This window comes from Actinomadura kijaniata, from assembly GCF_014138665.1.
In the GTDB taxonomy this organism is placed as follows: domain Bacteria; phylum Actinomycetota; class Actinomycetes; order Streptosporangiales; family Streptosporangiaceae; genus Spirillospora; species Spirillospora kijaniata.
This window is the reverse complement of the sequence record NZ_JACJIA010000003.1, coordinates 747,229-774,052: the sequence shown is the minus strand read 5'-3', so window position 1 is coordinate 774,052 and position 26,824 is coordinate 747,229. Positions and strand designations below refer to the sequence as shown.

Here is a 26,824-nt window from a genome sequence, read left to right as displayed (position 1 = left end):
GGACGGCGTGTTCGGACGCCTCGGCCGGGTGATGGTGCGGCGGAGGCGGTGGGTCGTGGCCGGGACCCTCGCGTTCCTGGTGTTCGCCGGGGTGTGGGGGACGGGGGTGTTCGGGTCGCTGACCGGCGGGTCCGGGTTCGACGACCCGGGGAGCGAGTCGGTGCGGGCCGACCGGATCCTCGACGGGCCGCTCGGCCGGTACGGCAACGACGTCGTCGTGCTGTACCGGGACCCGGCGCGGACCGTGGACGACCCCGCGTACGCCGGGGCCGTCCAGCGGGCGGTGGGCGCCCTCCCGCCGGGATCGGTCGCCCGCGCGGAGAGCTACTGGTCGACGCGCGACCCGGCGTTCGTGTCGCGCGACCGGCACTCCACCTACGTCGTCCTCCAACTGGCGTCACGGGACGACGACCGGCGGCACGTCGAGCGGTACGAGCAGCTCCGGCCGACGCTGAGCGTCCCGGGCGTGGAGGTGCGGTTCGGCGGGCTGGTCCCCATGACCGAGCAGGTGAACCGGGAGTCCCTCGGCGACGTCGCGCGAGCCGAGATGATCTCGCTGCCCGTGCTGGCGGTGCTGCTGGTCCTGGTGTTCCGCGGCGCGGTGGCGGCGGGCCTGACGCTCGCCGTGGGGGTCTCGGTGGCGCTCGGGGGACTGGTGCTGCTGCGGGTGGTCGCGCTCGTCGAGGACATCTCCACGATGGCCGTCAACGTCGTCACCATCCTCGCCCTCGCCCTCGCCATCGACTACGCGCTGCTGGTGGTGGGGCGCTTCCGGGACGAGCTGACGCGCGCCCCGGACGTCGAGACCGCCGTGGCACGCACGATGGCGACGGCCGGGCGGACGGTGACGTTCTCCGGGCTGACCGCCGCGGCGGCGCTGGCGTGCACGCTGGTGTTCCCCTCGCGGTTCATGCACTCGATGGGCTGGGCGGGCGTCACGGTCGCGCTGATGGCGGTCGCGGGGTCGCTGACGCTGCTGCTCGCGCTGCTGGGGTTCGCCGGGCACCGCGTCAACAGCCTGCGCGTGCCGCTCGGCCGGCGCCGCGCCGCCGGGGACGGCCGCCACTGGTACCGGCTGGCGCACGCGGTCATGCGCCGCCCGCTCGCCGTCACGCTCGGCGTCGTGGCGCTGCTGCTGGCGCTCGGCGCGCCGTTCGCGACCGCCAACTGGGCGCGCCCCGGCGACTGGGTGCAGCCGGCCGACGGGGAGGCGCGGTCGGTCACCCGCGTGCTGGCCGCCGGGTTCCCCCGCGACCCCGCGAAGATCGTCACCGCCGTCGTCGAGGCGGACGCGCCGCCAGGCCGGGACGCCCTGGGGGAGTACGCGCGGCGCCTGGACGCCGTCCCGCACGTCACCGGCGCCCGCGTCACCGGCGTGCACGGCTCCCAGGCCCGCGTCACCCTCGGCTACGCGATCGACCCGATGTCGCCCGAGGCCAGGACCATGGTGGAACGGCTGCGCGCCGAGCCGCCCCCGGCGGGCGCGCGGGCGCTGTTCACCGGCATGCCCGCCTCGCGCGTGGACATCGTGGACATGGTGTTCGAGCGGCTGCCGTGGATGGTGCTGCTGGCGGCCGCGGTGTCGTTCGCGGTGATGTTCCTGGCGTTCGGGTCGGTGGTGCTGCCGCTCCAGGCCGTCGCGCTGAACCTGCTGTCGCTGTCGGCGGCGCTCGGCGCGATCCGGCTGGTGTTCCAGGACGGCTGGTTCTCGGGGGTGCTGGGCTTCGTGCCGATCGGCGCGGTCGACGTCAACTTCCCGCTGCTCGTCGTGGTGATCGCGTTCGGGGTGGCGATGGACTACGAGGTGTTCCTGGTCGCCCGGATCCGCGAGGAGCACCGCCGCACCGGCGACCTGCGCGAGGCGGTGGCCGTCGGGATCCAGCGCACCGCCGGGGTCGTCACCGGCGCGGGGCTGCTGCTGGCGGTGGTGGTCGGCGGGTTCGTCCTGTCGGAGATCACCGTGATGAAGATGATCGGCGTCGGGGTGGTGCTGGCGATCCTGGTGGACCTGACCCTGGTGCGGGGGCTGCTGGTCCCGGCGACGTTCGCGCTGCTGGGGGAGCGGATCTGGTGGGCCCCCGGCCGCCGCGCCGCGCCGGCGCGGCCGAGCATGATCGAGGAACGGGCGGGAACACCGTGAAGCATGCGCGCACTGATACTGAACTGCACGTTGAAGAAGTCGCCGGAACCGTCCAACACCGAGAAGCTGGCCGACGTCGTGGCCCAGGCGCTGCGGGAACGCGACGTCGAGGTGACCGCGCGGCGGCTGGTCGACATGAACATCCCGCCGGGCGTGGAGACCGACCTCGGCGACGGCGACCAGTGGCCGGAGATCCACCGGCTGCTGCTCGGCGCGCGGATCCTGGTGGTGGCGACCCCGACCTGGGTGGGCCACCCGTCCTCCATCGCCCAGCGGATGCTGGAGCGGATGGACGCCATGCTCAGCGAGACCGACGACGCGGGACGCCCGGTCGCGTTCAACCGGGTCGCCGGGGTCGTGGTGACCGGCAACGAGGACGGCGCGCACCACGTCATCTCCGAGATCGCCGGGGGCCTCGGCGACATCGGCTACACCATCCCCGGCCAGGCGTGGACGTACTGGAACCGGGGCCCCGGGCCGGGACCGAGCTTCGGCGAGACCGACGAGGGCCACGAGTGGTCGGTCAGGACCGGGCGCGCGATGGCGGCGAACCTGCACGCGGTGGCCGCCGCCCTGGCCGCCGTGCCGATGGGTCCGCCGCCGTCGTGACCCGTGCTACCCCGCGGCCGGCGGACCGGCCAGCGGCTCGGGCAGCGGCTCGGCGTGCAGCACGTGCAACGCGCTCACCGCCCGCGTCAGCACCACGTACAGCCGGTGCAGGCCCCGCGGCTCGGCCGCCACGATCCGGGACGGCTCCACCGCCACCACCGCGTCGAACTCCAGGCCCTTGGCGAGCGTCGCCGGAACGCACACCAGCCGCGACGCCTCCATCGCCGTCTCGTCCTCGCCCAGCAGCGACGGGGCCAGCCCCTCGTCGGCCAGCCTCCGGTGGATCCCGGGCAGGTCGGCGTCGGCCGCGATGACCCCCACCGAGCCCTCGACCTTCGCCTGCTCGCGGCAGACCTCCACCACCGCGCCGAGCAGGTCGTCCACCCGCGTGACGCGCAGCGCCCCGGGCGCCCGGCGGGCCGAGACGGGGGCGCCGAGGTCCGGGGCGATGCGCGGGAGCAGCCGCGCCGCGTAGTCGATGATCTGGGCCGGGACGCGGAACCCCCGGTCCAGCACCTCCAGCCGCGCGTCCGGCCGCCCCAGGTGCTCCAGCAGCGCGGGCCAGTCCCGCACCGCCCACGGGCTGGTCGCCTGCGCGATGTCGCCCAGCACCGTGAACGACCCGTGCGGGCACCGCCGCGCGATCGCCCGGCACTGCATCGGGCTGAGGTCCTGGGCCTCGTCCACCACGATGTGGTCGCGGACCTCGGGACGTTCGACCAGGTCGGCCAGCTCGTCCAGCAGCGCCGCGTCCGCCTCCGACCACTTCGCCGAACGCCACGACCGCGCGGGCCTCTCCCACCGCAGCAGCGCCCGCTCCTCCTCCGTGAGGTCCCTCCTCGCGGCCTTCGCCAGGAACTCGGCGTCGCCCAGCAGCCGGAACAGCACCTGCTCCGGCGTCACCTTCGGCCACACGGAGTCGAGGAGCTGCTTGACCGGCCGCGACCGCGCCACCGCGGCCTGCGTGCGGTCGTCGGGCGACTCGCCGCGCCGCTCCATCTGGACCAGCACCGCGTGCGCGAGACGCTGCGCGACCATCGCGCGCCCGGCGTTGTACCGCGTGGTCCCCCGCAACGAGGCGACGATCTCGCTGACCTCGTGGTCGGCGACCCGATGCCGGTAGGTCCCCTTCGTGTAGACGAGCCCCTCGGCGGGCCGCGTCACATGAGCCCACAGGGCCCTGTGCAGCACCCTGGCCATCCGCCCGTCGCCCTTGATCCGCGCCACCGGCCCCGGATCCGTCCCCGTCACGGGACGGCCGATCATGTCGGCGACGGTGGTCTGCACGACGTTGACCTCGCCGAGCGTCGGCAGGACGTGCCGGATGTAGGACAGGAACGACCGGTTGGGCCCCACGACCGCGACGCCGTGCCGCCCCAGCGTCTCCCGCGCCGTGTACAGCAGGTACGCGACCCGGTGCAGCCCGACGGCGGTCTTCCCGGTGCCCGGCGCGCCCTGCACGCACAGCGTCGTGCCGAGCGGCGCGCGCACCAGCTCGTCCTGCTCGGGCTGGATGGTGGCGACGATGTCGCGCATGGGCCCCGACCGCGGCCGCTCGATCTCGGCCGCAAGCAGCGCCTCGCCCGCGTCCTCGACGGCACGGCCCCCGGTCAGCGGCTCGTCCTCGTAGGCGGTCAGCGCGGCCGACTCGGAGAACCCGTACCGCCGCCGCAGCCGCACCCCCTGCGGATCGGCCCGCGAGGCCCGGTAGAACGCGGTGGACACCGGCGCCCGCCAGTCGATGACCAGCGGGGTCCCCACACCGTCGTGGACGTGCCGCCGCCCGACGTAGAAGCGTTCGCCGCCGTGCTCGGCGTCGAAGTCCAGGCGGCCGAAGAACAGCGGGACGTTCGGCAGGTCCACCAGCGCGTCGGCGCGGAGCCGCCGGTGGTAGTCGAACATGATGCGTTCGTAGATGTTGTCGTTGTCCTCGGCGACGGTCACCTGGGTCTCGGTGGTGACGACGTCGTCGTGCATGCGGCGAAGGGCGTCCCGGGCGGTATCGAGATAGGCGCGTTCGGCCTCTATCTCGGAAACGGGGGCGTGGTCGGGCACAGGCGTGGCCATGGGCGAGCCTCGGCTTTCGGAAACGATTGCGCAGGACATGACGGGGCGGACGCGGTCCCGCCCCGGAAAGACGTCCGGTTCGTTTCGACCCTGAGCGCGAATGCAGAGCACCGCCCCAAGCGGCCAAGCAATATACCCGGCGGGTCAGGCCGGGGCAAAGTCATTGTGATGCGCCGGATCCAGGCCCCTGACCTGCGCGTTCACCGTTCCGGATGACGCGCTGGACGCGAATCGACGCCCATCGTGCGCCGTTTGCCGTCGTATGGGGTCTTTGGCGTTGGAAAAAGCGACGTTAAGAACGTCCCGAGCCCCTGGTCGAACTCAGGAACGTGACCGCGCCGCGTACGCCTGGATGTCTCCCCGCCGGTAAAAGCGCCGCACCCGGCCCCCGCCCAGTGGCTCCACCTTCACCGGCTCCGGCCAGCCCGCCGGCGGGCGCTTTGGGTATACGGTCACGCTCGTCTGCGCCAAGCCCAGGATCCGCGCCGCCTCCGCCAGCGTCACCAGATCGTCCGGGTCGCCCTCGTCGGGCTTCGGCTCGGGCAGGGTCTCGTGCCAGGTCCGCCACTCCTCCGCGTCCCAGTACAGCGCCTTGCCCGACTGGTGGGCGGGGGCCGGGTGGCCGTTGGCCTCCCGGTCCGCCCACAGTTGCTTCAGCCGGTGCTTGGTCAGGTTGAAGCGGGTCGCCAGCTCCTCTCGTGACAGCAGTCCCGGCGGCACCTTCGGCGCGGAGCGCCGGGCCGCGTACCAGGCGGCCCACTCCTCCGCGTCCCAGGTGTGCTGACCCCCGACCGTCCCCACCGGCTCCGGGTGGCCGTTGGCCCCGCGTTCCCGGAACCACTTCTCCAGCGTGCTCCGGCCCAGCCCGTAGGCGGCCATCAGGTCGGTGCGGGTCATCACGCGGCGGCCGTCGAGGGTCGTCATGGGCACCAGTCTCGCCGATCGGGGGGCGCGCCGCCCCGGGACGGCGCGGCCCCCGTGATCACCAGAGCTTGGTCGGGATCTCCGGCAGCGGCCTCCAGCCCGGACGGACCGCGCCGACGTAACGGGACTGGTACCAGCCCTTCAGCCGGTCGATGGACACGTTGCGGCCCGTGCGCGGCGCGTGGACGAAGCGCTGGTCGCCCAGGTACATCCCCACGTGCCCCAGGCTGTTGAAGAAGACCAGGTCGCCGGGGCGCAGCTCCTCGCGGGCGATCTTCGGCTCCGTGCGGCGGTACTGGTCGTGGCTGACGCGCGGCAGCCGCACCCCCGCCTTGCGCCACGCCGCCTGGACGAGGCCCGAGCAGTCGTAGCCGCTCTCACCCGTGCCTCCCCACACGTAGGGGCGGCCCAGTTGCCGGAGCGCGTGCTGGATGGCGCGCTGCGCCTTGCGGTCCCACTGGGCGATCATCTGCGCCCGCTGCTTGCGGATGGTGCGCTGCAACGCGGCCAGCATCCTGGCGTGCCGCTCGCCTCGTGAGTTCCTGTTGCGGAGTGAGCTCTTGTTGCGCAGCGCGACGCGCGAGGTGTGGACGCGTTGCTGTGGTCCCGCGAGGGCTCCCGGACGGTGGAGCTGGGATCCCTCCATGGTCTCGGCCAGGCTCCGTGCCTCGGCGATCCCCGGGGTCGTCAGTGCCAGCGCGCCGCCCGCGATCAGGGTGGTCGCGCCGCACGCGGCGGCTCTTAAGGGGTTGGACATGCCTGTCGTACCTCCTTACAAGATCATCCGCGAGATGATCTACCCGGGCGCGCCGGACCACACGCGGAAATTCTGCGTAAACCCAGCGAGTGGTGGTACGTATGTGGTCGGATGCCGGGAGTGTGTGCCAACGCGGGACGCGCGGCGGTACTAGGGTGGTTCCTGGTCATAGGAGCCGACCTGGACGACCGTGTGGCGGAACGCGACGGTTGGTCGCCGGATCGGGTGAACTTCCCCCGGGTTCGGGACGTCACACAAACACAGGACCGGTCTGCGTCGATTCGTGTCGCGCGTTGCCCGATCAACTCATCTCGACGAGAGGGACGGTTTCTCGCATGGAGGTTGGGGCGCTGCGTCCCGGTGATCCGGAACGACTCGGCTCCTATGCCGTCGTCGGCCGCCTCGGGGAGGGCGGCCAGGGCGCGGTCTTCCTCGGCACGGACGAGGACGGGCGGCGTGTCGCGATCAAACTGCTGCACGCCGAGCTCACCTCCGACGACAAGGCCCGCGCGCGGTTCCTGCGCGAGCTGGAGGTCGCCAAGCGGGTCGCGCCGTTCTGCACCGCCCAGGTGATCGACGCGGACCTGGACGGCGAGCGGCCGTTCATCGCCAGCGAGTACGTCGCCGGACCGTCGCTGAACCAGCACGTCCAGCAGGAGGGGCCGCTGAGCGGCGCGGCGCTGGAACGGCTCGCCGTCGGCACCGCCACGGCGCTGGCCGCCATCCACCAGGGCGACATCATCCACCGCGACTTCAAGCCGCACAACGTGCTGCTCGGCCCGGACGGGCCCCGCGTGATCGACTTCGGGGTGGCCCGGGCGGTCAGCGGCTCCACCACGCTGACCAGCAAGGTCATCGGAACGCCGTCGTACATGGCGCCCGAGCAGATCCGCGGCGAGAAGGCCGGGCCGCCCGCCGACGTGTTCTGCTGGGCGGCGACGCTGACGTTCGCCGCGACGGGGGAGCCGCCGTTCGGGCAGGACTCCATCCCCGCGGTGATCAACCGGATCCTGCACGAGGAGCCGAAGCTCGGCGGGCTGACCGGCCCGCTGCGCGACCTGGTCGTCGACTGCCTGGACAAGGACGCGGACCGGCGGCCCTCCGCCCGCGAGCTGCTGATGCGGCTGCTCGGGCTCCAGGAGCAGAGCGCCCCGACCCGCGTGGTGGCGGCGCTGCCGGACGACGAGCCCGACGACGCCACCGCGATCCTGGTGGTGGGCAGCGCGGCCGCCGCCGAGCGGATCGACGAGGACGACCGGCCGCCGGCCCGGGCCTCCGCGACCGTCTCCGACGAGGAGGAGGCGCGTCCCGGGCCCCGCGCCGCCGTCGCCGCCCACGCCGAGGGCCCCGGCGACACCGAGACCACGCAGGCCGTCCAGGGGGTCGCCGGCGAGCCCGACCGGCTGCCCACCCCCGCCGAGTGGGCCGCCCAGAACACCATCACCCCCGAGACCCTGGACCAGCAGCGGCGCGACGGCCGCAACCCCCTGGTCGCCTCCGGCCGCCGGGGCGTGGCCCTGGCGGGCGCGGCGGCGGCGCTGATCGTCGCGGTGGTCGTGTCGGCGGCGATGGCGTTCGGCGGCTCGGACAAGCCGACCCAGCGCGTCAGCGACCCCCGGCAACAGCAGCAGACCACGCAGACCCCGGTGGAGCAGCCGCGCACCCAGCGCCCCGCCCAGGTCCCGCAGCAGCAGAAGCCCTCGACCACGCCGTCGACGACGCCCTCGTTCACGCCGACGCCGACGAACCCGGGACCGACCCAGCCGACGCCCACCGACCCCGGGCCGACGCCGACGGACAAGCCCACGGACCCGACGCCGACGGACAAGCCGACCGACAAGCCCACCGACAAGCCCACTGAGCCGACCGGCGAGCCGACCGGCCCGGTCGGCGAGCCCAGCGGGCCCGCCAAGTCCGGCGGCGCCCGCGAGCAGGACGCCTGACGTCCGGTCAAGACTGGCCGATTCTGGCGAGTCGTGGGGGGAAAGGTGGCAGGGTGAGCCCCGTCCGTCGAGGTCGGGGCCGCAGGGGCGCGGAGTGAGGCTGGCCATGGTCTCCCCCCGGCCACCAGGTCGGATTTGCGGCGATTCATGGCTACGCTGACGCAGTGAGCGGCGCCACAACGAGGTGGCGGATGGCTTTAGGGGAGTATTTTGATGGGCGGCAAGCTCGATCAGGCCAAGGACGACCGGCTCCGGCGCGCGGCGGAGACGTGCGCGCAACGGCCGGGAGCGCGCGGGCTGGACCTGGAGGAGGCTGTCGAGTACCTCCGGCTCTACTACCGGCACGTCGCGCCGGAGGACCTGCTGACACGGGACCCGTCCGACATCTGCGGCCCCGCGATGGCGCACCGGCTGCTGGGTGAGGAACGCCCCCAGGGCCGCGCCAAGGTGCGGGTGTTCACCCCGACCCTGGAGGAGTACGGCTGGGACCCCGGGCACACCGTCGTGCAGGTGGTCACCGACGACATGCCCTTCCTGGTCGACTCGGTGACGATGGAGCTGAACCGGCACCAGCTCTCCATCCACCTGATCGTCCACCCGCTGCTGGGCGTGGACCGCGACGTGGCGGGCAAGCTCCGCGCCTTCCGCGGCAAGCTCGACAGCGCCACCGACACCGACGAGTCGTGGATCCACATCGAGGTGGACCGCACCAGCGACCGGGAGAAGCTCGCGGCGCTGGAGAGGGACCTGCTGCGCGTCCTGAACGACGTGCGCGTCGCCGTCGAGGACGAGCCCAAGATGCGGGCCCGCGCCGGTGAGATCGCCATGGAGATCGGCGAGAACCCGCCGCCGATCCAGGAGAAGGAGCTCGCCGAGGGCGTCGAGCTGCTGGACTGGCTGGCCGACGGCCACTTCACGTTCCTGGGGTACCGGGACTACACGCTGACCGGGGACGGCACGGCGCTGCGCCCCGTCCCCGGCACCGGCCTGGGCATCCTGCGCACCGACAAGTCCGAGTCCGGCAGCTTCGCCGCGCTGCCGCCGGAGGTCCGCGAGAAGGCCACCGAGAAGCACCTGCTGGTGCTGACCAAGGCCAACTCCCGGTCCACCGTGCACCGGCCGCACTACCTGGACTACATCGGCGTCAAGAAGTTCGACGAGACCGGCGAGGTCGTCGGCGAGCGCCGGTTCCTGGGCCTGTTCACGCACGTCGCCTACAGCGAGTCGATCGCCCACATCCCGGTGCTCAAGCGCAAGCTGGACGAGGTGCTGGAGCAGGCCGGGTTCGCCGCCGACTCCTACGACGGCCAGGACATGGTCGAGATCCTGGAGACCTACCCCCGCGACGAGCTGTTCCAGCTCTCGGTGGACGACCTGCTGCCGATCGCGCTCGGCGTGCTGCGGCTGCGCGAGCGCCGCCAGCTCAAGCTGTTCCTGCGCAAGGACCCCTACGGCCGGTTCATGTCGTGCATGGTGTACCTGCCGCGCGACCGCTACACCACCAAGATCCGGCTGCGGATCCAGGAGATCCTGCGCGGCGCGTTCGACGGCGTCAGCGTCGACTACAGCGCCAACGTCACCGAGTCCGTCCTCGCCCGCCTGCACGTGGTGGTGCGCGGCGAGCGCGGCCGCCCGCTGCCCGACGTGGACGTGGACGAGCTGGAGGAGCGGCTGGCGGCCGCGACCCGCTCGTGGGCCGACGACCTCACCGACGCGATCACCGAGCAGTGCGGCGAGGAGCGCGCCGGGGAGCTGTCGCGGCGCTACGGCGACGCGTTCCCCGAGGGCTACAAGGCCGACTTCCCGGCCCGCACCGCCGTGTCCGACCTGCGCCGCCTGGACGGCCTGTCGGAGGAGCAGCACACCTCGATCAACCTGTACGAGCCGTACGGGGCCGAGCCCGGCGAGCGCCGCCTGAAGATCTACAAGCTGGGCGAGCCGATCTCGCTGTCCACGGTGCTGCCGCTGCTGCAGAACATGGGCGTCGAGGTCGTCGACGAGCGCCCCTACGAGATCCGGGCCGCCGACCGGCCGCGCGCGTGGATCTACGACCTGGGCCTGCGCTACAACCCGCCCGCCGACGTCCCGGAGGAGGCCGTCAAGGAGCTCTTCCAGGAGGCGTTCGCGGCGCTGTGGCGCGGCGAGATCGAGAACGACGGCTTCAACGCCCTGGTCCTGCACGTCGGCCTGAACTGGCGGCAGGCGATGGTGCTGCGCGCCTACGCGCTGTACCTGCGGCAGACCGGCACCTCGTTCTCCAAGCGGTACATCGAGCAGGTGCTGCTGCGCAACGCGCAGATCACGCGGCTGCTGGTGCGGCTGTGGGAGTCGCGGATGGACCCGTCGCTGGCCGGCGGCGAGTCCGAGCGGTCGGCGGGCATCACCGAGGAGATCACCGGCAAGCTCGACGAGGTCGCCTCGCTGGACGAGGACCGCATCCTGCGCGCCTACCTGGCGATGATCCAGGCGACCCTGCGCACCAACCACTACCAGCGCAGGGCCTACCTGTCGCTGAAGTTCGACCCCGAGCGCATCCCGGACCTGCCGCTGCCCCGCCCCAAGTTCGAGATCTTCGTGTACTCGCCGCGGGTGGAGGGCGTGCACCTGCGGTTCGGGTCGGTGGCGCGCGGCGGCCTGCGCTGGTCGGACCGGCGCGAGGACTTCCGCACCGAGATCCTCGGCCTGGTCAAGGCGCAGGCGGTCAAGAACACCGTGATCGTCCCGGCCGGGGCCAAGGGCGGGTTCGTCGGCAAGCAGCTGCCCGACCCGGCCGCCGACCGCGAGACGTTCATGAACGCCGGGATCGCCTGCTACAAGGAGTTCATCTCCGGTCTGCTCGACATCACCGACAACCTGGTGGACGGCAAGGTCGTGCCGCCGTCGGACGTGGTCCGCCACGACGGCGACGACACCTACCTGGTCGTCGCCGCCGACAAGGGCACCGCGACGTTCTCCGACATCGCCAACGAGGTCGCCCGCTCCTACGGGTTCTGGCTCGGCGACGCGTTCGCCTCCGGCGGCTCGGTCGGCTACGACCACAAGGCGATGGGCATCACCGCGCGCGGCGCGTGGGAGTCGGTGAAGTACCACTTCCGGTCCCTCGGCAAGGACATCCAGAACGAGGACTTCACCGTCGTCGGCATCGGCGACATGTCCGGCGACGTGTTCGGCAACGGCATGCTGCTGTCGGAGCACATCCGCCTGGTCGCCGCCTGGGACCACCGGCACATCTTCATCGACCCCGACCCGGACGCGGCGACGTCGTTCCGGGAGCGCCGGCGGCTGTTCGAGCTGCCGCGCTCCTCGTGGGCCGACTACGACGAGAAGCTGATCTCCAAGGGCGGCGGCGTGTTCCCGCGCACCGCCAAGTCGATCAAGCTGACGCCGGAGACGCGGCGCGCCCTCGGGATCGAGGGCGACGTGCTGGCGATGACGCCGTTCGAGCTGATCAACGCGGCCCTCAGGGCCCCGGTGGACCTGCTGTGGAACGGCGGCATCGGCACCTACGTCAAGGCCTCGATCGAGAACAACGCCGACGTCGGCGACAAGGCCAACGACGCGGTCCGCGTGAACGGCAACGAGCTGCGCTGCAAGGTGATCGGCGAGGGCGGCAACCTGGGCGTCACCCAGCTCGGCCGGATCGAGTTCGCCCGCGGCGGCGGCCTGGTCAACACCGACTTCATCGACAACTCCGCCGGGGTGGACACCTCCGACCACGAGGTCAACATCAAGATCCTCCTGGACCAGGCGGTGCGCGACGGCGAGCTGACCGGCAAGCAGCGCGACCACCTGCTGTACGAGATGACCGACGAGGTCGCCCAGCTCGTGCTGCGCGACAACTACGCGCAGAACGTCGTGCTGGCCGCCGCCCGCGCCCAGGCGCCCTCGATGCTGCACGTCCACGCCCGCCTGATGCGCAAGATGGAGCGCGACGGCGGGCTGAAGCGGCGGCTGGAGTTCCTGCCCGACGACAAGGCGCTGGCCGAACGCCGCCAGGGCGGGCTGGGCCTCACCGGGCCGGAGTTCTCGGTGCTGCTGGCCTACGCCAAGCTCACCCTGGACAAGGACCTGGTCGGGTCCCGGCTGCCCGACGACCCGTACCTGGAGTCGTGGCTGGTCGGCTACTTCCCGACCCCGCTGCGCGAGCGGTTCCGCTCCTACATGGACCGGCACCCGCTGCGCCGCGAGATCATCACCACCGCCGTGGTGAACGACATGGTCAACAACTCCGGGATCACGTTCGCGTTCCGGATGAACGAGGAGACCGGCGCGTCCGCCTCCGACATCGCGCAGGCGTACCTGGTGACCCGCGAGGTGTTCGACATGCCGCGGTTCTGGCGGCAGGTGGAGGGCCTGTCCCACCAGGTCTCGGAGGCCACGCAGGTCTCGATGCTGCTGGAGGCCCGCAAGCTCACCGAGCGCGGCGCGCGGTGGCTGCTGCACAACCGGCGGCCCCCGTTCGACATCCGGGAGACCATCGAGTTCTTCGCCGAGGGCGCCCTCACGCTCGCGCCGCAGCTGCCCAAGCTGCTGGCGGGGCTGGACCTGGCGGCGTTCGAGCAGCGCCGCGACGGGTTCGCCGAGCGGGGCGTGCCCGACGAGCTGGCCGAGCAGTGCGCGATGCTGGTCGCGGCGTACTCGACGTTCGACCTGGTCAGCATCGCCCACGACACCGGGCGCCCGGTGGACGAGGTCGCCGAGGTCTACTTCGACCTGGGCGACCGGCTCCAGCTGGCCCGGCTGCGCGAGCGCATCATCGGCCTGCCGCGCGACGACCGCTGGCGCTCCATGGCCCGCTCGGCGCTGCGCGACGACCTGTACGCCGCGCACGCCGCGCTCACCCGCGACGTGCTGATCACCAGCCTGCCGGGCGCCAAGCCGGAGGAGCGGCTGCTGCGCTGGGCGGAGAAGAACCACACGGCGGTGTCCCGCTTCCAGCAGACGCTGAGCGAGATCTGGGAGAGCGACAGCTTCGACCTGGCGACCCTGTCGGTGGCGCTGGGCGCGATCCGCACCCTGGTGACGGCCAGCGCGCTGCCGTCCACGGAGGCGTAGCCCCGGCGCCACGCGGCGTCCGTCCCCCGGGACGGGCGCCGCGTCGCCGTTCCGGGCGGCTGATCGCCGTGGTCCGGGACGGAACCCGGCCCGGCGGGGCGGCGTCGTAGGGGGTGCCCCCGTGACGCCTGCGACAGAAGAGAACGATGCATCCCTCCCTTCCCGACGTGGCGGCGCTGGCCGCCGACGGCCCGCGCCCGGTCAAGAGCGCGCTGACCAGGGCCGCCAAGCCGCTGCCCGCCGCCGAGCTGGCGCCGTTCTTCGAGGACGCCTGCCGGGCGCTGCTGGCGGCGGGGGAGGGCGACCTCGCGCAGTGGGCGTTCGGTCAGGCCCGCAAGGTCGACGGCGACCATCCGGGGACCGCCGACCCGGACCGCGTCCACGGCGTCTTCCTCGAACTGGTGCCCGCCGGGGGCGTCGCCCCGGCCGCGCTGCGGGGGTACGCGGCGTTCCTGGAGGAGAGGCGCGCGGCCGACGAGGCGTACGAGCGGTTCCTGGAGGTGCTGGACGCCGCGTTCGCGGCGGGGGTGATCCCGTACGCGCGGCTGTTCCCCGACGTGCGGAAGCTCGCCAAGGCCGCGAAGGTGGGGAGGAAGGCCGCCGAGAGGGACCTGGCCGAACGGATGCTGCGCGCCGGGGTCGTCCCGGTCGCCTCCCACCAGGTGTGGGCGGGCCTGCGTGAACCTCTGGCGGCGCTGGGCGGGCGCGGCGGGACGCCGCTGGACCTGCTGGTCGCCGCCGAGCCCGACCGGGCGTTCCACGAGGACGAGAGCGGCCCCCAGATCGCCGAGGAGATCCGCCAGTCGTGGCTGGCGACCCTCGCCGAGGCGGGGGCGGGGGCGCGGCTGGGCGGCGAGTGGTTCGCCACGGTGGGACGGCGGTGCGCGGCCGGGACGCTGGTCGCGCTCGTCGACCAGGCGGGGGAACGGCTCCGGCCGCCCGCCCCGTCCGGCGCGCCCGACCCCGGCTCCGACCCGGCGGTGCCGTGCGACGCCGCGCTGAGGCTGGAGCCGCGCCGGTCGCCGACGATCGGCGCGCTGAAGTCGTCGGCGACGCTGCTCGCCGAGACCGACGACGGGTTCGTCACCGAGATCACCGCCGGACACCTGACCGGCGTCGCCGAGGCGCTGGACCGGCTCGGCCACCCGGTGCACGCCGAGCAGGCCGGCCGGGTCGCCGCCCGCCTCCGCGAGACCGACCTGCCCGACCCGGTGGACCTGCTGGTGGCGGCGCTGCGGGCGGGCGTCCCGGCCGAACTCGGCCTGCCGCCCCGGGGCGAGACGATGTGGACCCCGAAGGCGTCCCACCGGGCCGTGTACCAGCACGGCGACCACCTGGCCATCGGCGCCGGCGGATGGCAGGGCGGCCTGACCGCCTGGGACGCCGCCGGCGGCGTGGTGCGGAACGAGACGCTGCGGCACCTGCCCGAGGGCCTGGACCCCTGGTTCGACGGGACGCGCGTCCTGGTCTCGCGGGTCGCGGACGGGCGCTGGCAGACGTTCGTCGTGGAGGGCACGGTCCCGACGCCCGGCACCGACGGCGAGTCCTCCGCGCTCACCTACGAGCCCGAACGCGCCGCCGCCCGGCCGCAGGCCCCCGCCGAGGGCGAGGTGACGTTCCCCGGAGCGCCCGGTCCCAGCCGGGTCGTGCTGCACCGGGGCGTGATCACCGTGACCGGGCCGGACGGGACGGCGGGCGCGCGCCTGGCGTTCTCCCCGCGCCAGAGCGCCCAGGACGGCCTGGTCCCGCCGCCCGGCTGGTGGGGGCGCCGCACGCCCGTCGACCCCGAGGGCTCGGCGGCGCTGCGCGTGATCGGGCGGGAGACCGCCGAGGCGCTGGTCGCGGCGGCGCTGCGCGGCCCGGAGACGGCGGCCGCGGCCGTGCCGCGCCTGCTGCCCGAGATCACCGAGCCCGCGCTCGCCAAGGGCGTCGCCGACCTCGCCCGGACGGCGGCGGACTGCCTGCTGACGCTGGAGCCGTGGCGGGAACGGATGGGGTGCGGCCCCGCCCCGGTCCCCGCGCCGCCCTCGCCGTTGCACCCGCTGCTCGCCCAGCCCCCCGGCCGTCCGGTCGGCGGCGGGCTGGGACGCCTGGTGTCGTTGCGGGTGATGGCCGGTGAACTCACGGCCGCGGTCGCGGAGGTGCCGGACCCGCCGGAGGCGTTCCTGCTGCGCAAGGTCGAGCTGGCCCCGGGCCAGTACATGCTGGGCCAGATCTTCGGGAGGCTCGCCGGGTACGTCTACCCGGCCGTGTTCACCGGCCGCGCCGGCGCGCTCGCCGGGACGCGTCCCTGGACCGCCTCGGACTGGGGCGACGGCAGCGGCCGCTGGCGGGCCCTGGAACTCCGCTCCCCGGAACGGCGGCGGCGCGACTACGTGGGCGAGCTGTGGCGCACCCCGGCCGGGGCGCTGCTGATGCTGTACATGCACGACGACCGCCGGACCATCGCCGTGGAACATGCCCCCGACGGCCGCTTCTGCGGGTTCGTCCCGCCGGGCTGGGAGATGCCCGGCGAGCCGATCCCGCAGAGCCGGATCACCCCGGAGCGCCTCGCCGCGCTGGAGGGGCTGCTCGCCGCGCGCGGCCCGGTCGTCGCCGACCCCGCCTGGGCCCACGACCTGGCCGGACGCACCGGCATGGGGCTGCCGTCCGCCGCCCGGCTGCTGTTCGGTAACCGCGAGGGACGGCTGTCCGCCGAGACCGCCCCGCCGGGGGTCGCGGAGCTGCTCGCCGCCCCCGAGGGCACCGGCCACGGCCTGGCCTACCCGCAGGTGGACCTGTTCCGCGAACGCCTGCTGCCCGACGCCCCGGCGGACCTGTGGGAGACCGGCCCCGACGTCGGGGCGGCGGCCGCCTGGTGGAGGGCGTTCACCGGCGGGTGAGGCGCGGTCAGCGGACGGCGGCGAGGGAGACCGACTCGCCCAGCACGTTGGCGCGGCCCGACACCGGCGCGTAGCCGATCGCCAGCCACTGCCAGGTCGCCCGGACGCCGCCGCCGGTCCGGCCGGTCCGGGTCAGGTAGTCGCGCAGCTCGGCACGGGGCGTCCCGCCGCCGGCCTGCTCCTGCGTCAGCCCGTACCAGACCAGCGAGCCGCCGTCCTTGGTCTGCAACGCGTACGACGGGCCCGGACCCGGCGCGAACCGGTCCCGCCGCGCCCGCGCGTCGGACGAGAACGCGTCCGGCGTCAGCGGCGCGGTGTCGTCGCCGCCCAGGTAGGCCGCGTGGGCGGCGGCGACGCCCCGGTCCGGCGCGGGCACCGCGTACCCCTCCGAGTCGTAGGCCAGCTCCGGCGGGCGCCCCTTGAACGGCAGCCAGTGCGCGGCCCGCCACCGGTCCTTCGCGCCCGCCCTGGCGAACACCGCCAGCACCTGCCGCCCGCCGTCCAGCGCGGCCACCGCGAACCAGCGCGGCCAGCCCTTCTGCCGGGGCACGTAGAACACCGGGTTGCGCGGCTCGACCCGCGCCGACCCCGGCAGCCTGCCGTAGGTGCGCACGCGCGCCTCGACCGGCGCGGCCAGCGGGCCCGTCACGGCCTCCCGCCACACCCTCGCGTCGCCGGAGCCGACGGCCTCGTTGTACCGCCTGGTCCAGTCGGCCAGGACGCGGGCCGACTCCTCGGCGGTCACGGCGGGCTCACCGGCGACGTTCCCGTCCGTTCCGGGGTCCTCGTCCCCGCCGGAACAGCCCGCGGCGAGGACGAGGACCCCGGCCGTCACCCCGGCCAGAACCCGGCGCATTTCCTCACCTCGGCGGATGCTCGTCGACGACTGCCGCGTCAGTGTAGGGGCAGCCGCCGCTTGACGCCCACCGTGGATAACCGTTATCTATATGGCTATCCGTTAGGGAGGGGGAGTGGGATGCAGGACGTCCTGCTGGCACTGCTGGCCAAGGAGCCCTCCCACGGGTACGAGCTGCGTGCCCGGCTCCAGACCGCGCTGGGCCCGCTCGGCGACGAGCTGAACGCCGGGCAGGTCTACGTCACGCTGCGGCGCCTGGAGAAGGCCGGGCTGGTGGACGTGCGGGTCGTCGGGCAGTCCGACCGGCCCGACCGCAAGGTCTACGACCTGACGCCCGCCGGGCGCGACCGCGCCGCCGCGTGGCTGACCGACCTGGCCTGGGAGCGGACGGCCCCCACCGAGTTCCACCTGAAGCTGACGGCCGCCGCCGCGTCCGGCATGACCGACCCGGTGGCCCTGGTGGACGCCCAGCGCCGCGCGCTGCTGCGCCGCCTGGCCGAGGTGCGGCGCGCCGCGTTCGACCAGCCTCCCGGCTCGGCCGCGGCCCTGCTGCTGGAGGGCGCGTCCCTGCGCCTGGAGGCCGACCTGCGCTGGCTGGAGTCGTGCGCGGCCCACTGGAACAACCGAACCGACGAGGAGTGACAGCGGGTGGAACACGTTCTGCGGGCCGAGGGTCTGCGCAGGCACTTCGGATCCGGGCCGTCGCTGGTCCGCGCCGTGGACGACGTCGATCTGGCCGTCGCGCCGGGGGAGACCGTCGGGATCATCGGGCCGTCCGGCTGCGGCAAGTCCACGCTGCTGCACCTGCTGGGCGGCCTCGACCGGCCCGACGGCGGACGCGTCCTGCTGCACGGGCGGCGGCTGGACGGCCTGTCGGAGACCGCCGCCGCGCGCGTGCGGCGCACCGCGATCGGGTTCGTGTTCCAGGCGTTCCACCTGGTGGGCGAGCTGACCGCCCGCGAGAACGTCGAACTGCCCGCGCTGCTGGCCGGGGCGTCGCCGCGGGAGGCCCGCCGCCGCGCCGAGCACCTGCTGGGCCGCGTCGGGCTCGCCGACCGCGCCGGGCACCTGCCCGGCATGCTCTCCGGCGGCCAGCGGCAGCGCGTCGCGGTCGCCCGCGCCCTGGTCAACGACCCGCCGCTGCTGCTGGCCGACGAACCCACCGGCAACCTCGACAGCGCCGCCGCCACCGAGGTGCTGCGGCTGCTCGCCGAACTGCGCCGCGAGGGCCGCGCCCTGGTCGTGGTCACCCACGACCCGCGCATCGCCGGCGCCGCCGACCGGGTCGTCACCATGCGGGACGGCGCGCTCGTCGACGAGACGGTCCTGGTGTGACCATGGGCCCGCTGCTGCTCGTCGCCCGCCTCGCCGCCGCCGACCTGCGCCGCCGCCGCGGCCAGGCGGCGCTGCTGGTCCTCGCCATCGCGGCGACCTCCGCCACCCTCACCCTCGGCCTGCTGGTGCGCGGCATGGCCGACGCCCCCTGGGAACGCACCCGCGCCGCCACCGCCGGCCCCGACGCGGTCGCCACCGCCACCGACCCGCGCGCCCTGCGCGCCCTGGCCGGCGCGCCGGGCGTGAAGGCGACGGCCGGGCCGTTCCCGACCGTCTCCACCGAGCTGCGCGCCGGCGGCACCGCCGTCCGCGCCGTCGCCCAGGGCCGCCCCGCCGCCTCCGCCGTCGACCGCCCGCTGGTCACGGACGGACGCTGGAGCGGCGCGCCCGGCACGGTCGTGGTGGAGCAGGCGTTCGCGGCGGCCCTGGACGTGCGGCCCGGCGACCGGATCACGCTGGGCGGACGGCCGTTCCAGGTCGCGGGGATCGCGGTGTCGGCGGGGCGCGTGCCCTACCCGTCGGCCACGCCGGGCCTGGTGTGGACGACCCGCGCCGACACCGCCCGCCTCCCCGGCGAACGCCGCCTGACCATGCCCCTCGCCCTCACCGACCCGGCGTCCGCGCCCGCCTTCGCCGCCGCGCGCAAGGGCGTCCGGCCCTGGCAGGACATGGGCGCCTACGCCACCAGCGACCTGCGGCTGGCCAACGGCGCCCTGCTCGGCGGCACCTGGGCGATGGCCGCGCTGGCGGGCCTGTGCGTGGCGCTGGCCGTCGGCGGCCGCCTCGCCGAGCAGGGCCGCCGGGTCGGCCTGCTCAAGGCCGCCGGGGCGACCCCCGCCATGGTCGCGGCCGTGCTGCTCGCCGAGCACCTGGCCCTGGCGCTGCTGGCCGGGACCGCCGGGCTGCTGGCGGGCTGGGCGGCGTCGCCCGCCCTGACCGAACCGGCCCCCGGCCTGCTGGCCTCCGGCACCGCCGTGCCGTCCCCGGGCGTCGTCGCGGCCGTGCTGCTCGCGGCGCTGGGCGTGACCGCCGCCGCGACCGCGTTCCCCGCCCTGCGCGGGGCCCGGACGCCCACCGCCCGAGCCCTCGGCGACCGGGTCCGCGCGCCCCGGCGCTCGTTCCTGGCCGCCTGGGCGATGAGGGCCTCGGCCCGCCTCCCCGTCCCGCTGCTGCTGGGCGTGCGCACCGCCGCCCGCCGCCCCCGCCGCACGGTCCTGGCCGCGGCGAGCACGGCGGTCACGGTCGCGATGGTCGTGGCGGCCCTGGCCCTCAACCGCGACGTGGCCCGCAAGGACGCCGGCGCGGTCGGCCCCGACTTCGTCCCCGGCGCGGGCAACCCCGTCACCGAACGCGTCAGCCAGGTCGTCCTCGCGCTGTGCGTGGCGCTCCTGCTCCTGGCGGCGGTGAACGCGATCCTCACCGCGTGGGCGACGGCCCTGGACTCGACCCGCACCGCCGCCCTCACCCGCGCCCTGGGCGCCACGCCCCGCCAGGTGACCTCGGGCCTGGCGGCGGCCCAGCTCCTCCCCGCCACCGCCGCGGCCCTCGCGGGCGTCCCCCTGGGCCTGCTGGTCCACACGGCGGCCCTGGCCCTGGGCGGCGACCGGGAGGGAGCGGGCGTCCCCGTCCCCTGGCTGCTGGCCGTGGTCCCCGCGACCCTCCTGGTGGTGGCGGCCCTGACCGCGACCCCCATCCGCCGAGGAGCCGACCGCCCGATCTCCGAAGTACTGGCCCACACCCCCTGAACGGCGGCCGTAACCAACCTCGGGAGGGGACATCGGCTGCGCGCCCCTCGCGCTCGGGTCGGCACGCCTCGTGGGCTTCGCCATCACGGCGGTCCGAGAGGACGAACGGGAAGCGCTGCTCCTGCTCGCCGGCGGCTCTCTGGCCTACCTGAGCAAAAGACTCGCCGACTGGTGACGACCACGCCGTGGGCGTTCTCCTGGCGGGATGCCCTCGGCCATGCGAGGAGCGCCGGCTGACGGTGGCCGTGTCGGGGTGGGTCTGTGGGCGTTCTCTTAACGGGCTGACCCCGACCGGGCACGCGAGAGGTGTCAACGACGGTGATCGCGCCGTGGCGAGGTTGGGCGGGTTCTCCTGGTGGGACGACCCCGGCCACGCACGCGAGCGCGTCCGGAGGCTGAGGCAGGGGGCGGAAGCCGAAGGCGAGGCCCCCTGCCGAAGATCGCGAAGCGATGCAGCGCTCGCCCGCGTAGCGGTCAGCCCCGGAGCGCTCCGCGCGGAGGGGCTGGGCCGTGAAGCAAATGAACACAGCGGTCGGTTCCCGAGCCCCCCGGGCGAGGGGTTCGGGCCGAAAGGCCGTTAAATACAGCCCACCGAGCGGCGGTGCGGTCCCGCTGCAGCGGTCAGGAAGTAGCGGGACCGCACCGCCGCCCGGCGGGGGTCAGGAGGGGCTGGCGGAGACGGCCTTGCGGTACATGCCGGTCACGTGCGCCTTGCCCTTCGGAGGGATCACGGCCAGGTACTGGATCAGGACGGTGGTGGTCATGCGGTTCTTCACGGATCTGGCCGGGATGAGACCGGTGAGGTCGCCCGACACCGTCAGTCTGCCCTTCTTCGCGCTGGAGTAGGCCTCGTTCTGACGGAGGGCGTACCAGACCACCGCGCCGCCGTCCCTGGTGCGCAGCGCGTGGACCGGGATGGCGGCGGGGGCGAACGTCGAGGTGAACGTGATGCCGCGCTTGCCGAGCGCGGCGACGCCCTGCCGGAGGGCGGTGTGGGCCTGGTCGGTCCGGGGGCCGGGGGCCAGCGCGGTGGCGCCGGGGGCCTGCGGGCCGCCGGTCAGCAGCGCGGCGTGCGCGGCGGCGATCCGGCCGGGGGCGACGGCGAGGCCGGGCGCGTCCGGCGGGACGGCCACGGCGTAGGCGTCGTCGTCGAGTTCGACGTTCCGCAGGACGGCGTCGCCGGGGTAGGGGTCGGCCGCCAGCAGCCAGGGGCCGCCCGCACTGGCCTGCGTGAACAGCAGCGCGTGCCGGAGCGCCTGCCGTCCCGAGCCCGTCACCGCGTCCACGGCGAACCAGCGCGGGTGGCCCGCGACCCGGGGGATGTAGAACGCCGTGGAGGTGAACTTCAGCGGGCCGGGCCGCTGCCCGACCGCGCGGCGCAGCCGCACCGCCGCGGTGTCCATGGTGAGCTGCGGGTCGGTCTCCACGGCGGACAGGGCGGTGGCGTCCAGCCGTTGCCCCGCCTGCCCGGCGGCGGCCTCGTAACGCGCAAGCACCGCGCGGGCCTCGTCCCGGGTCAGGGCGGGGGGCTCGGCGGATCCGGAGCCGCCGCAGGCCGCCGCCACCGCGACCAGGCCCACGGCCAGCCCCGCGGCGAGCGGCGCGCGGGTGGGGAGCGGCCGTCGCGCGGCCGGGACGGGACGTGCGGACATGTGAGCCCCCGGGTGGAGAGGCGGTACGGCGGTTTCCCCCTCATCATCGCAGGGTGACCGAATGGTCACCCTGCGAATCCGGAATGACCGCTATGCCCTCTCCGGGTGGGCTCAGGCGTCCTGGTGCTCCTGCTGCCGCATCCAGCGGATCTCGGCCTCGACGAACTCGTCGATGTCGCCGTCCAGCACCGCGCTGGGGTTGCCGACCTCGACGCCGGTCCGCTGGTCCTTGACCATCTGGTACGGCTGGAGGACGTAGTTGCGGATCTGGGTGCCCCAGCTGGTGGTGGACTCGCCGCGCAGCGAGGAGATCTTCTCGGCCTCCTCCTGCCGCTTGCGCTCCAGCAGCTTGGCCTGGAGCACGCCCATCGCGGTGGCCTTGTTCTGGAGCTGGCTGCGCTCGTTCTGGCAGGAGACCACGATGCCGGTCGGGATGTGGGTGATCCGCACCGCCGAGTCGGTGGTGTTGACGCCCTGGCCGCCCGGGCCGGACGACCGGTACACGTCGATGCGCAGCTCCGACTCGTCGATGTCGACGTGGTCGCTCTGCTCCACCACCGGCACCACGTCCACGCCCGCGAACGAGGTCTGCCGGCGGTTCTGGTTGTCGAACGGCGAGATGCGCACCAGCCGGTGCGTGCCGTGCTCGCCGCGCAGCGTGCCGTAGGCGTAGGGGGCCTTCACCGTGAAGGTGGTCGACTTGATCCCGGCCTCTTCGGCGTAGGAGGTCTCGTAGACCTCCGTCGGGTAACCGTGACGCTCGGCCCAGCGCAGGTACATCCGCTGGAGCTGCTGCGCCCAGTCGGCCGCGTCGATGCCGCCCGCCTGCGCGTTGATGGTGACCAGCGCCTCGCGCGAGTCGTACTCGCCCGACATCAGCGTGCGGACCTCGAGCTGCTGGACCGCCTTGCGCAGCGTCTCCAGCTCCTCGTCGGCCTCGGTGCGGGTCTCCTCGTCGTCCATCTCGGCGGCCATCTCGTACAGCGTGGACACGTCGTCCAGCTGCTTGCGCAGCCCCTCGACGCGACCCAGCTCGGCCTCCAGGTACGACAGGCGGCGCGTCACCTTCTGGGCGCGCTCCTGGTCGCTCCACAGATCCGGGTCGGCCGACTGCTCGCGAAGCTCGGCGATCTCGCTCCGCATCGCGTCCAGGTCCAGCACCTGCTCGATGCCGGACAGGGTCGAGCCGAGCTCCTTGAGCTGTTCTTCTGCCTCGATACCTGCCACGTATCAGAGCTTATCGCCGAAGGGGCAGTGCCCGAGCGACCGTCAATACCCTGGGGATGGCACAATCACGGGGCGACATGGCCGAACATCGAACGGCCGCGCATCGACGGGGCCGACATCGCCAGGGCCATGCCGGAGGGAACGGGACGGGGACGACGTGCACAGGAGAACGCTGGCGGCCGCCGTGCTGGTGGCGCTCGTCCCGCTGGGGACGGTCACGGCGGCGTGCGCCGACCGCAAGCCCGAGGCCAGGCCCTCCCCGCTGCCGACCTTCACACCCGCGCCCGAGCCGCTGACCCCGAAGGTCGCCGAGCGCGAGTTCCGCGCCCACGTCGCCAACGACGACGTCGCCCGCGCCGCCGGGGACGAGCGTCTCGCCCTGGCCTGGGCCACCGACGGGCAGGCGCAGCTGACGGCGGCCGAGTACCGCCGGGCGGCGTTCGACGGCGACCCCGTCAAGCGTTACGAGTACGACCGGCCGAAGCTGTACGTGCCGCGGATCGGCGTGGAGAAGTACCCGCAGTGGTTCGTGGCGGAGACCACCCGCAGGGAGCGCGGCAAGGACGGCGGCGGGACCGTCTACATGGCGTTCACCAAGCGTTCGGTGAGCGACCGGTGGAAGCTCAGCCTGGTCACCGAGCCGAAGCCCCGGACGAAGCTGCCCAAGGTGCCGGTGGACGCCGAGGGCTACGCCGCCGCGATGTTCACCACCGACACCTCGGTGCTGATCCGTCCCCGCGAGGTGCCCGGCATCCAGGCGACGCTGGCCACCGAGGGCCCCGGGAGCATCGCCGCCCTCGTGATGGAGACCGGCTGGTCGACCACCGAATACCACCAGCGGGCGCGGAAGGCCGAGCGGAAGGCCCGGTCGAAGGAGCTGAGGCTCCAGACGGTGATGGTGGCGACGCCGTTCCCGATCTTCTCGCTGCGGGCCGAGCACGGCGACTCCCTGGTGCTGTACTCCCTGTCCCGCAACAGCTCCTACACGGTCCGCAACCCCCGGGACCGGACGGCCAAGCCGCCCATCCCGTCCGAGGTGGAGCACCTGCTGGACGGCACGGTCAAGGGCAACGAGCTCCACACGTCCGAGACGTTGCAGTTCGCGGCCCTGGACCCGCTGAAGGTCAAGAAGGGCGAGGAGCAGCGCAAGGCCCGCGTCCTGGCCCGCTCCGGCACCTTCGCCCGCGCCACGACGCCGCCGCTCAAGAACTGAGCGGACGGCGGCCGGGGCGGCGGATCCGGTCTAGAGGGCGAGCTGGCGCAGCACCAGCAGCGTGAACAGCAGCGCGACCAGGCCCGCCAGCACCAGCGCGGGCGGGATCGAGCGGTGGCCGTGGAGTTCGGCGTGGGCGGCGCGGCAGGTGGGGCAGCGGCCCTCGGAGACCGGATGGGAGCACCGGGCGCAGATCAGGTGGTCGCAGCTCATTCCTCAGGTGCTCCGATCTCCGGTGACGGTGTGGACGGCCTGGGTGACGGTGTGCCTACCTATGGTGACGGGCGGCCTATTGGGCATCTTTCGCCATCATCCAGCGTAGCCGGACTGTATGGTCGTTCCCGCAAGGCCGGGCGCACGACGGTACGAACCGGCCGGACGCCGGGAGGCGGAGGATGGCAGGCGACAGCGTGGACGGATCCGGGCGAACGCGCCGCCGTCATGGGTGGTGCGCGGCCCCGGGCTCCGGTCACGCCTGGCCGAGGCATTCGACCACCCCCTCTATAGTGCTCCAAAGGCCTGTTGGTCCCAAGGGCCGAGGAGCCTCGGCGGCGGCTCGGGACCGCGGACCCGTCCGTGGACGCCCGCGACGTCGCGCCACGAAACCCCTAGACTGAACCGCCGTGATGCAGCCGTGATCCATTTCGACAACGTCACCAAGGTCTACAAGAACCAGAACCGTCCGGCCCTCCAGCACGTGAACGTCGCCATCGAGAAGGGCGAGTTCCTGTTCCTGGTGGGGCCCTCCGGGTCCGGTAAGTCGACCTTCCTGCGACTGATCCTCAAGGAGGAGCGTCCGAGCCAGGGTCACGTGCACGTGGCGGGCAAGGACCTCTCCCGGCTGAGCAACTGGAAGGTGCCGCACCTGCGCCGCCGCATCGGCTGCGTGTTCCAGGACTTCCGGCTGCTTCCCAACAAGAACGTCTTCGAGAACGTCGCCTTCGCCCTGGAGGTGATCGGCAAGCCCCGCCGGTTCATCCAGAAGGTGGTGCCCGAGGTCGTCGACCTGGTGGGCCTGGAGGGCAAGGCGCACCGGATGCCGCACGAGCTGTCCGGTGGCGAGCAGCAGCGCGTGGCGATCGCGCGCGCGTTCGTCAACCGTCCGATGATCCTGCTGGCCGACGAGCCCACCGGGAACATCGACCCGGCCACCTCGATCGGCATCATGAAGGTCCTGGACCGGATCAACCGGACCGGGACCACCGTCGTCATGGCCACGCACGACGCCGCGATCGTCGACGCGTTCCGCAAGCGCGTCGTCGAGCTGGAGGACGGGCGGGTCGTCCGCGACCAGTCCCGCGGCGTGTACGGCCAGGCGTACTAGACGCTCGCGTCCCGGCCGCCGCCGAACCATCGGCGCCGACCGGGACGTACGGCATATACCGTGTAATCCATTTGGATTCGGTACAGCGGTTGCGATCCGGACGGATGGCAGGACCTGCACCGGAACCGGCTCCCCGCGGGCACAGGCGATCAAGGACAGCGAGGCATGCGCGCACAGTTCGTACTCCAGGAGATCTGGATCGGTCTCCGCCGGAACCTCACGATGACGATCTCCCTCGTCATCACCGTCGCCATCGCCATGGCACTCTTCGGCACCGGTCTGCTGATCAAGGCGCAGGTCGACAAGTCGCAGAGCTACTGGAACGACCGCATCGAGGTCTCGATCTTCCTGTGCGCCAAGACCAGCTCCAACACGGCGTGCGGCAAGAGCGACGTCACCCAGCAGCAGCGCGACGAGCTGAAGGGCCAGCTGGAGAAGAACCCGCAGGTCGCCAAGGTCGAGTACGAGAACCGCGACGCGGCCTACAAGCGGTTCCAGCAGCGCTTCTCCAACAGCCCGAGCTTCGTCAACTCCACCAAGCCCGGTGACATCCCCGACTCGTTCCGGGTCCAGCTGAAGGACCCGCAGCGCTTCGAGGAGGTCGCCAAGAGCGTGCGCGGCCGGCCCGGTGTCGACCAGGTGATCAACGAGCAGGACATCCTGAAGAAGTTCTTCCGGATCCTGGACGGCCTGCAGTGGGCCGCGCTGGTGGTCGCCCTGATCCAGGTGGTCGCCGCGGTGCTGCTGGTCGGCAACACGGTGCGGCTGTCGGCGTTCAACCGCCGCCGGGAGACCGGCATCATGCGGCTGGTCGGCGCGTCCAACCTCTACATCCAGATGCCGTTCATCCTGGAGGGCGCGATCGCCGGCCTGATCGGCGGCGTGTTCGCGGCGTTCCTGCTGGTCGGCTCGAAGATCTTCCTGATCGACCGGCTCCAGGAGTCGCTGCAGTTCGCGCTGGAGCTGGGCTGGGGCTCGGTGATCGGGATCATCATCTTCTCGATGTGCGTCGGCGTGCTGCTGTGCGCCGGGGCCTCGTTCCTGACGCTGCGGCGGTACCTGAAGGTCTGACCGCGAACGTCTGGATCGCCGCGG

At 73.5% G+C, this 26,824-nt stretch carries 18 protein-coding genes; 11 read left to right on the top strand and 7 right to left on the bottom strand.

Features of this window, described 5'->3' with window-relative positions; all coding sequences use genetic code 11:
* The first annotated feature begins 7 nt into the window (after positions 1-7).
* A complete protein-coding gene (locus tag HNR61_RS15755) occupies positions 8-2,140 on the top strand; it encodes an MMPL family transporter (RefSeq protein WP_182843856.1) in 2,133 nt (710 codons plus the stop codon).
* Positions 2,141-2,143: 3 nt separating this feature from the next.
* Positions 2,144-2,749, top strand: coding sequence for a flavodoxin family protein (locus HNR61_RS15750; protein ID WP_182843855.1), 606 nt, complete (start codon positions 2,144-2,146; stop codon positions 2,747-2,749).
* Positions 2,750-2,755: 6 nt separating this feature from the next.
* Here the strand turns inward: HNR61_RS15750 and HNR61_RS15745 are convergent, their stop codons facing one another.
* The 3 genes from HNR61_RS15745 to HNR61_RS15735 form a co-directional block, all read right to left on the bottom strand.
* On the bottom strand, positions 2,756-4,816 hold the full coding sequence (locus HNR61_RS15745) for a HelD family protein (protein ID WP_182843854.1): 2,061 nt from the start codon (positions 4,814-4,816) through the stop codon (positions 2,756-2,758).
* Positions 4,817-5,137: 321 nt separating this feature from the next.
* The gene (locus tag HNR61_RS15740; RefSeq protein ID WP_182843853.1) at positions 5,138-5,740 is read right to left on the bottom strand and encodes a hypothetical protein; all 603 of its coding nucleotides are present in this window, start codon (positions 5,738-5,740) and stop codon (positions 5,138-5,140) included.
* 58 nt (positions 5,741-5,798) lie between these two features.
* Entirely contained in the window at positions 5,799-6,497 is a 699-nt protein-coding gene (locus HNR61_RS15735) for a C40 family peptidase (protein ID WP_182843852.1), read from the bottom strand.
* A gap of 335 nt (positions 6,498-6,832) precedes the next feature.
* On the opposite strand from HNR61_RS15735, the gene HNR61_RS15730 reads away from it, so the two are divergent.
* From HNR61_RS15730 to HNR61_RS15720, 3 genes are all read left to right on the top strand, one after another.
* A complete protein-coding gene (locus HNR61_RS15730; RefSeq protein WP_182843851.1) occupies positions 6,833-8,440 on the top strand; it encodes a serine/threonine protein kinase in 1,608 nt (535 codons plus the stop codon).
* Between the two features lie 213 nt (positions 8,441-8,653).
* Positions 8,654-13,495: an NAD-glutamate dehydrogenase gene (locus tag HNR61_RS15725; RefSeq protein ID WP_182843850.1), complete on the top strand. Its 4,842-nt coding sequence runs from the start codon at positions 8,654-8,656 to the stop codon at positions 13,493-13,495.
* Positions 13,496-13,641: 146 nt separating this feature from the next.
* Entirely contained in the window at positions 13,642-16,377 is a 2,736-nt protein-coding gene (locus tag HNR61_RS15720; protein ID WP_182843849.1) for a hypothetical protein, read from the top strand.
* Positions 16,378-16,384: 7 nt separating this feature from the next.
* Here the strand turns inward: HNR61_RS15720 and HNR61_RS15715 are convergent, their stop codons facing one another.
* Entirely contained in the window at positions 16,385-17,233 is an 849-nt protein-coding gene (locus HNR61_RS15715) for a DUF8094 domain-containing protein (RefSeq protein WP_182843848.1), read from the bottom strand.
* 120 nt (positions 17,234-17,353) lie between these two features.
* Here HNR61_RS15715 and HNR61_RS15710 point away from each other — a divergent pair, with 120 nt between their 5' ends.
* Genes HNR61_RS15710 through HNR61_RS15700 form a run of 3 tightly spaced genes read left to right on the top strand, consistent with a single transcriptional unit; the run spans position 17,354 to position 20,313 of the window.
* Positions 17,354-17,875, top strand: a complete 522-nt coding sequence (locus HNR61_RS15710) for a PadR family transcriptional regulator (RefSeq protein WP_182843847.1) — start codon at positions 17,354-17,356, stop codon at positions 17,873-17,875.
* 6 nt (positions 17,876-17,881) lie between these two features.
* Positions 17,882-18,568, top strand: a complete 687-nt coding sequence (locus tag HNR61_RS15705; protein ID WP_182843846.1) for an ABC transporter ATP-binding protein — start codon at positions 17,882-17,884, stop codon at positions 18,566-18,568.
* A 2-nt stretch (positions 18,569-18,570) separates the two neighbouring features.
* Positions 18,571-20,313, top strand: a complete 1,743-nt coding sequence (locus tag HNR61_RS15700; RefSeq protein WP_182843975.1) for an FtsX-like permease family protein — start codon at positions 18,571-18,573, stop codon at positions 20,311-20,313.
* 659 nt (positions 20,314-20,972) lie between these two features.
* Here HNR61_RS15700 and HNR61_RS15695 read toward each other — a convergent pair.
* Together HNR61_RS15695 and prfB are read right to left on the bottom strand one after the other, a co-directional pair.
* On the bottom strand, positions 20,973-21,965 hold the full coding sequence (locus tag HNR61_RS15695) for a DUF8094 domain-containing protein (RefSeq protein ID WP_182843845.1): 993 nt from the start codon (positions 21,963-21,965) through the stop codon (positions 20,973-20,975).
* 111 nt (positions 21,966-22,076) lie between these two features.
* On the bottom strand, positions 22,077-23,192 hold the full coding sequence (gene prfB / locus HNR61_RS15690; RefSeq protein ID WP_182843844.1) for a peptide chain release factor 2: 1,116 nt from the start codon (positions 23,190-23,192) through the stop codon (positions 22,077-22,079).
* A 157-nt stretch (positions 23,193-23,349) separates the two neighbouring features.
* Between prfB and HNR61_RS15685 the strand changes: the two genes are divergently transcribed.
* A complete protein-coding gene (locus HNR61_RS15685) occupies positions 23,350-24,405 on the top strand; it encodes a DUF8094 domain-containing protein (protein WP_182843843.1) in 1,056 nt (351 codons plus the stop codon).
* A gap of 30 nt (positions 24,406-24,435) precedes the next feature.
* Here HNR61_RS15685 and HNR61_RS15680 read toward each other — a convergent pair whose 3' ends face one another.
* Entirely contained in the window at positions 24,436-24,618 is a 183-nt protein-coding gene (locus HNR61_RS15680) for a hypothetical protein (protein ID WP_182843842.1), read from the bottom strand.
* Positions 24,619-25,039: 421 nt separating this feature from the next.
* On the opposite strand from HNR61_RS15680, the gene ftsE reads away from it, so the two are divergent.
* On the top strand, positions 25,040-25,729 hold the full coding sequence (gene ftsE, locus HNR61_RS15675) for a cell division ATP-binding protein FtsE (RefSeq protein ID WP_067833349.1): 690 nt from the start codon (positions 25,040-25,042) through the stop codon (positions 25,727-25,729).
* Between the two features lie 165 nt (positions 25,730-25,894).
* Positions 25,895-26,800, top strand: coding sequence for a permease-like cell division protein FtsX (ftsX, locus tag HNR61_RS15670; RefSeq protein ID WP_182843841.1), 906 nt, complete (start codon positions 25,895-25,897; stop codon positions 26,798-26,800).
* The last annotated feature ends 24 nt before the right edge of the window (positions 26,801-26,824 follow it).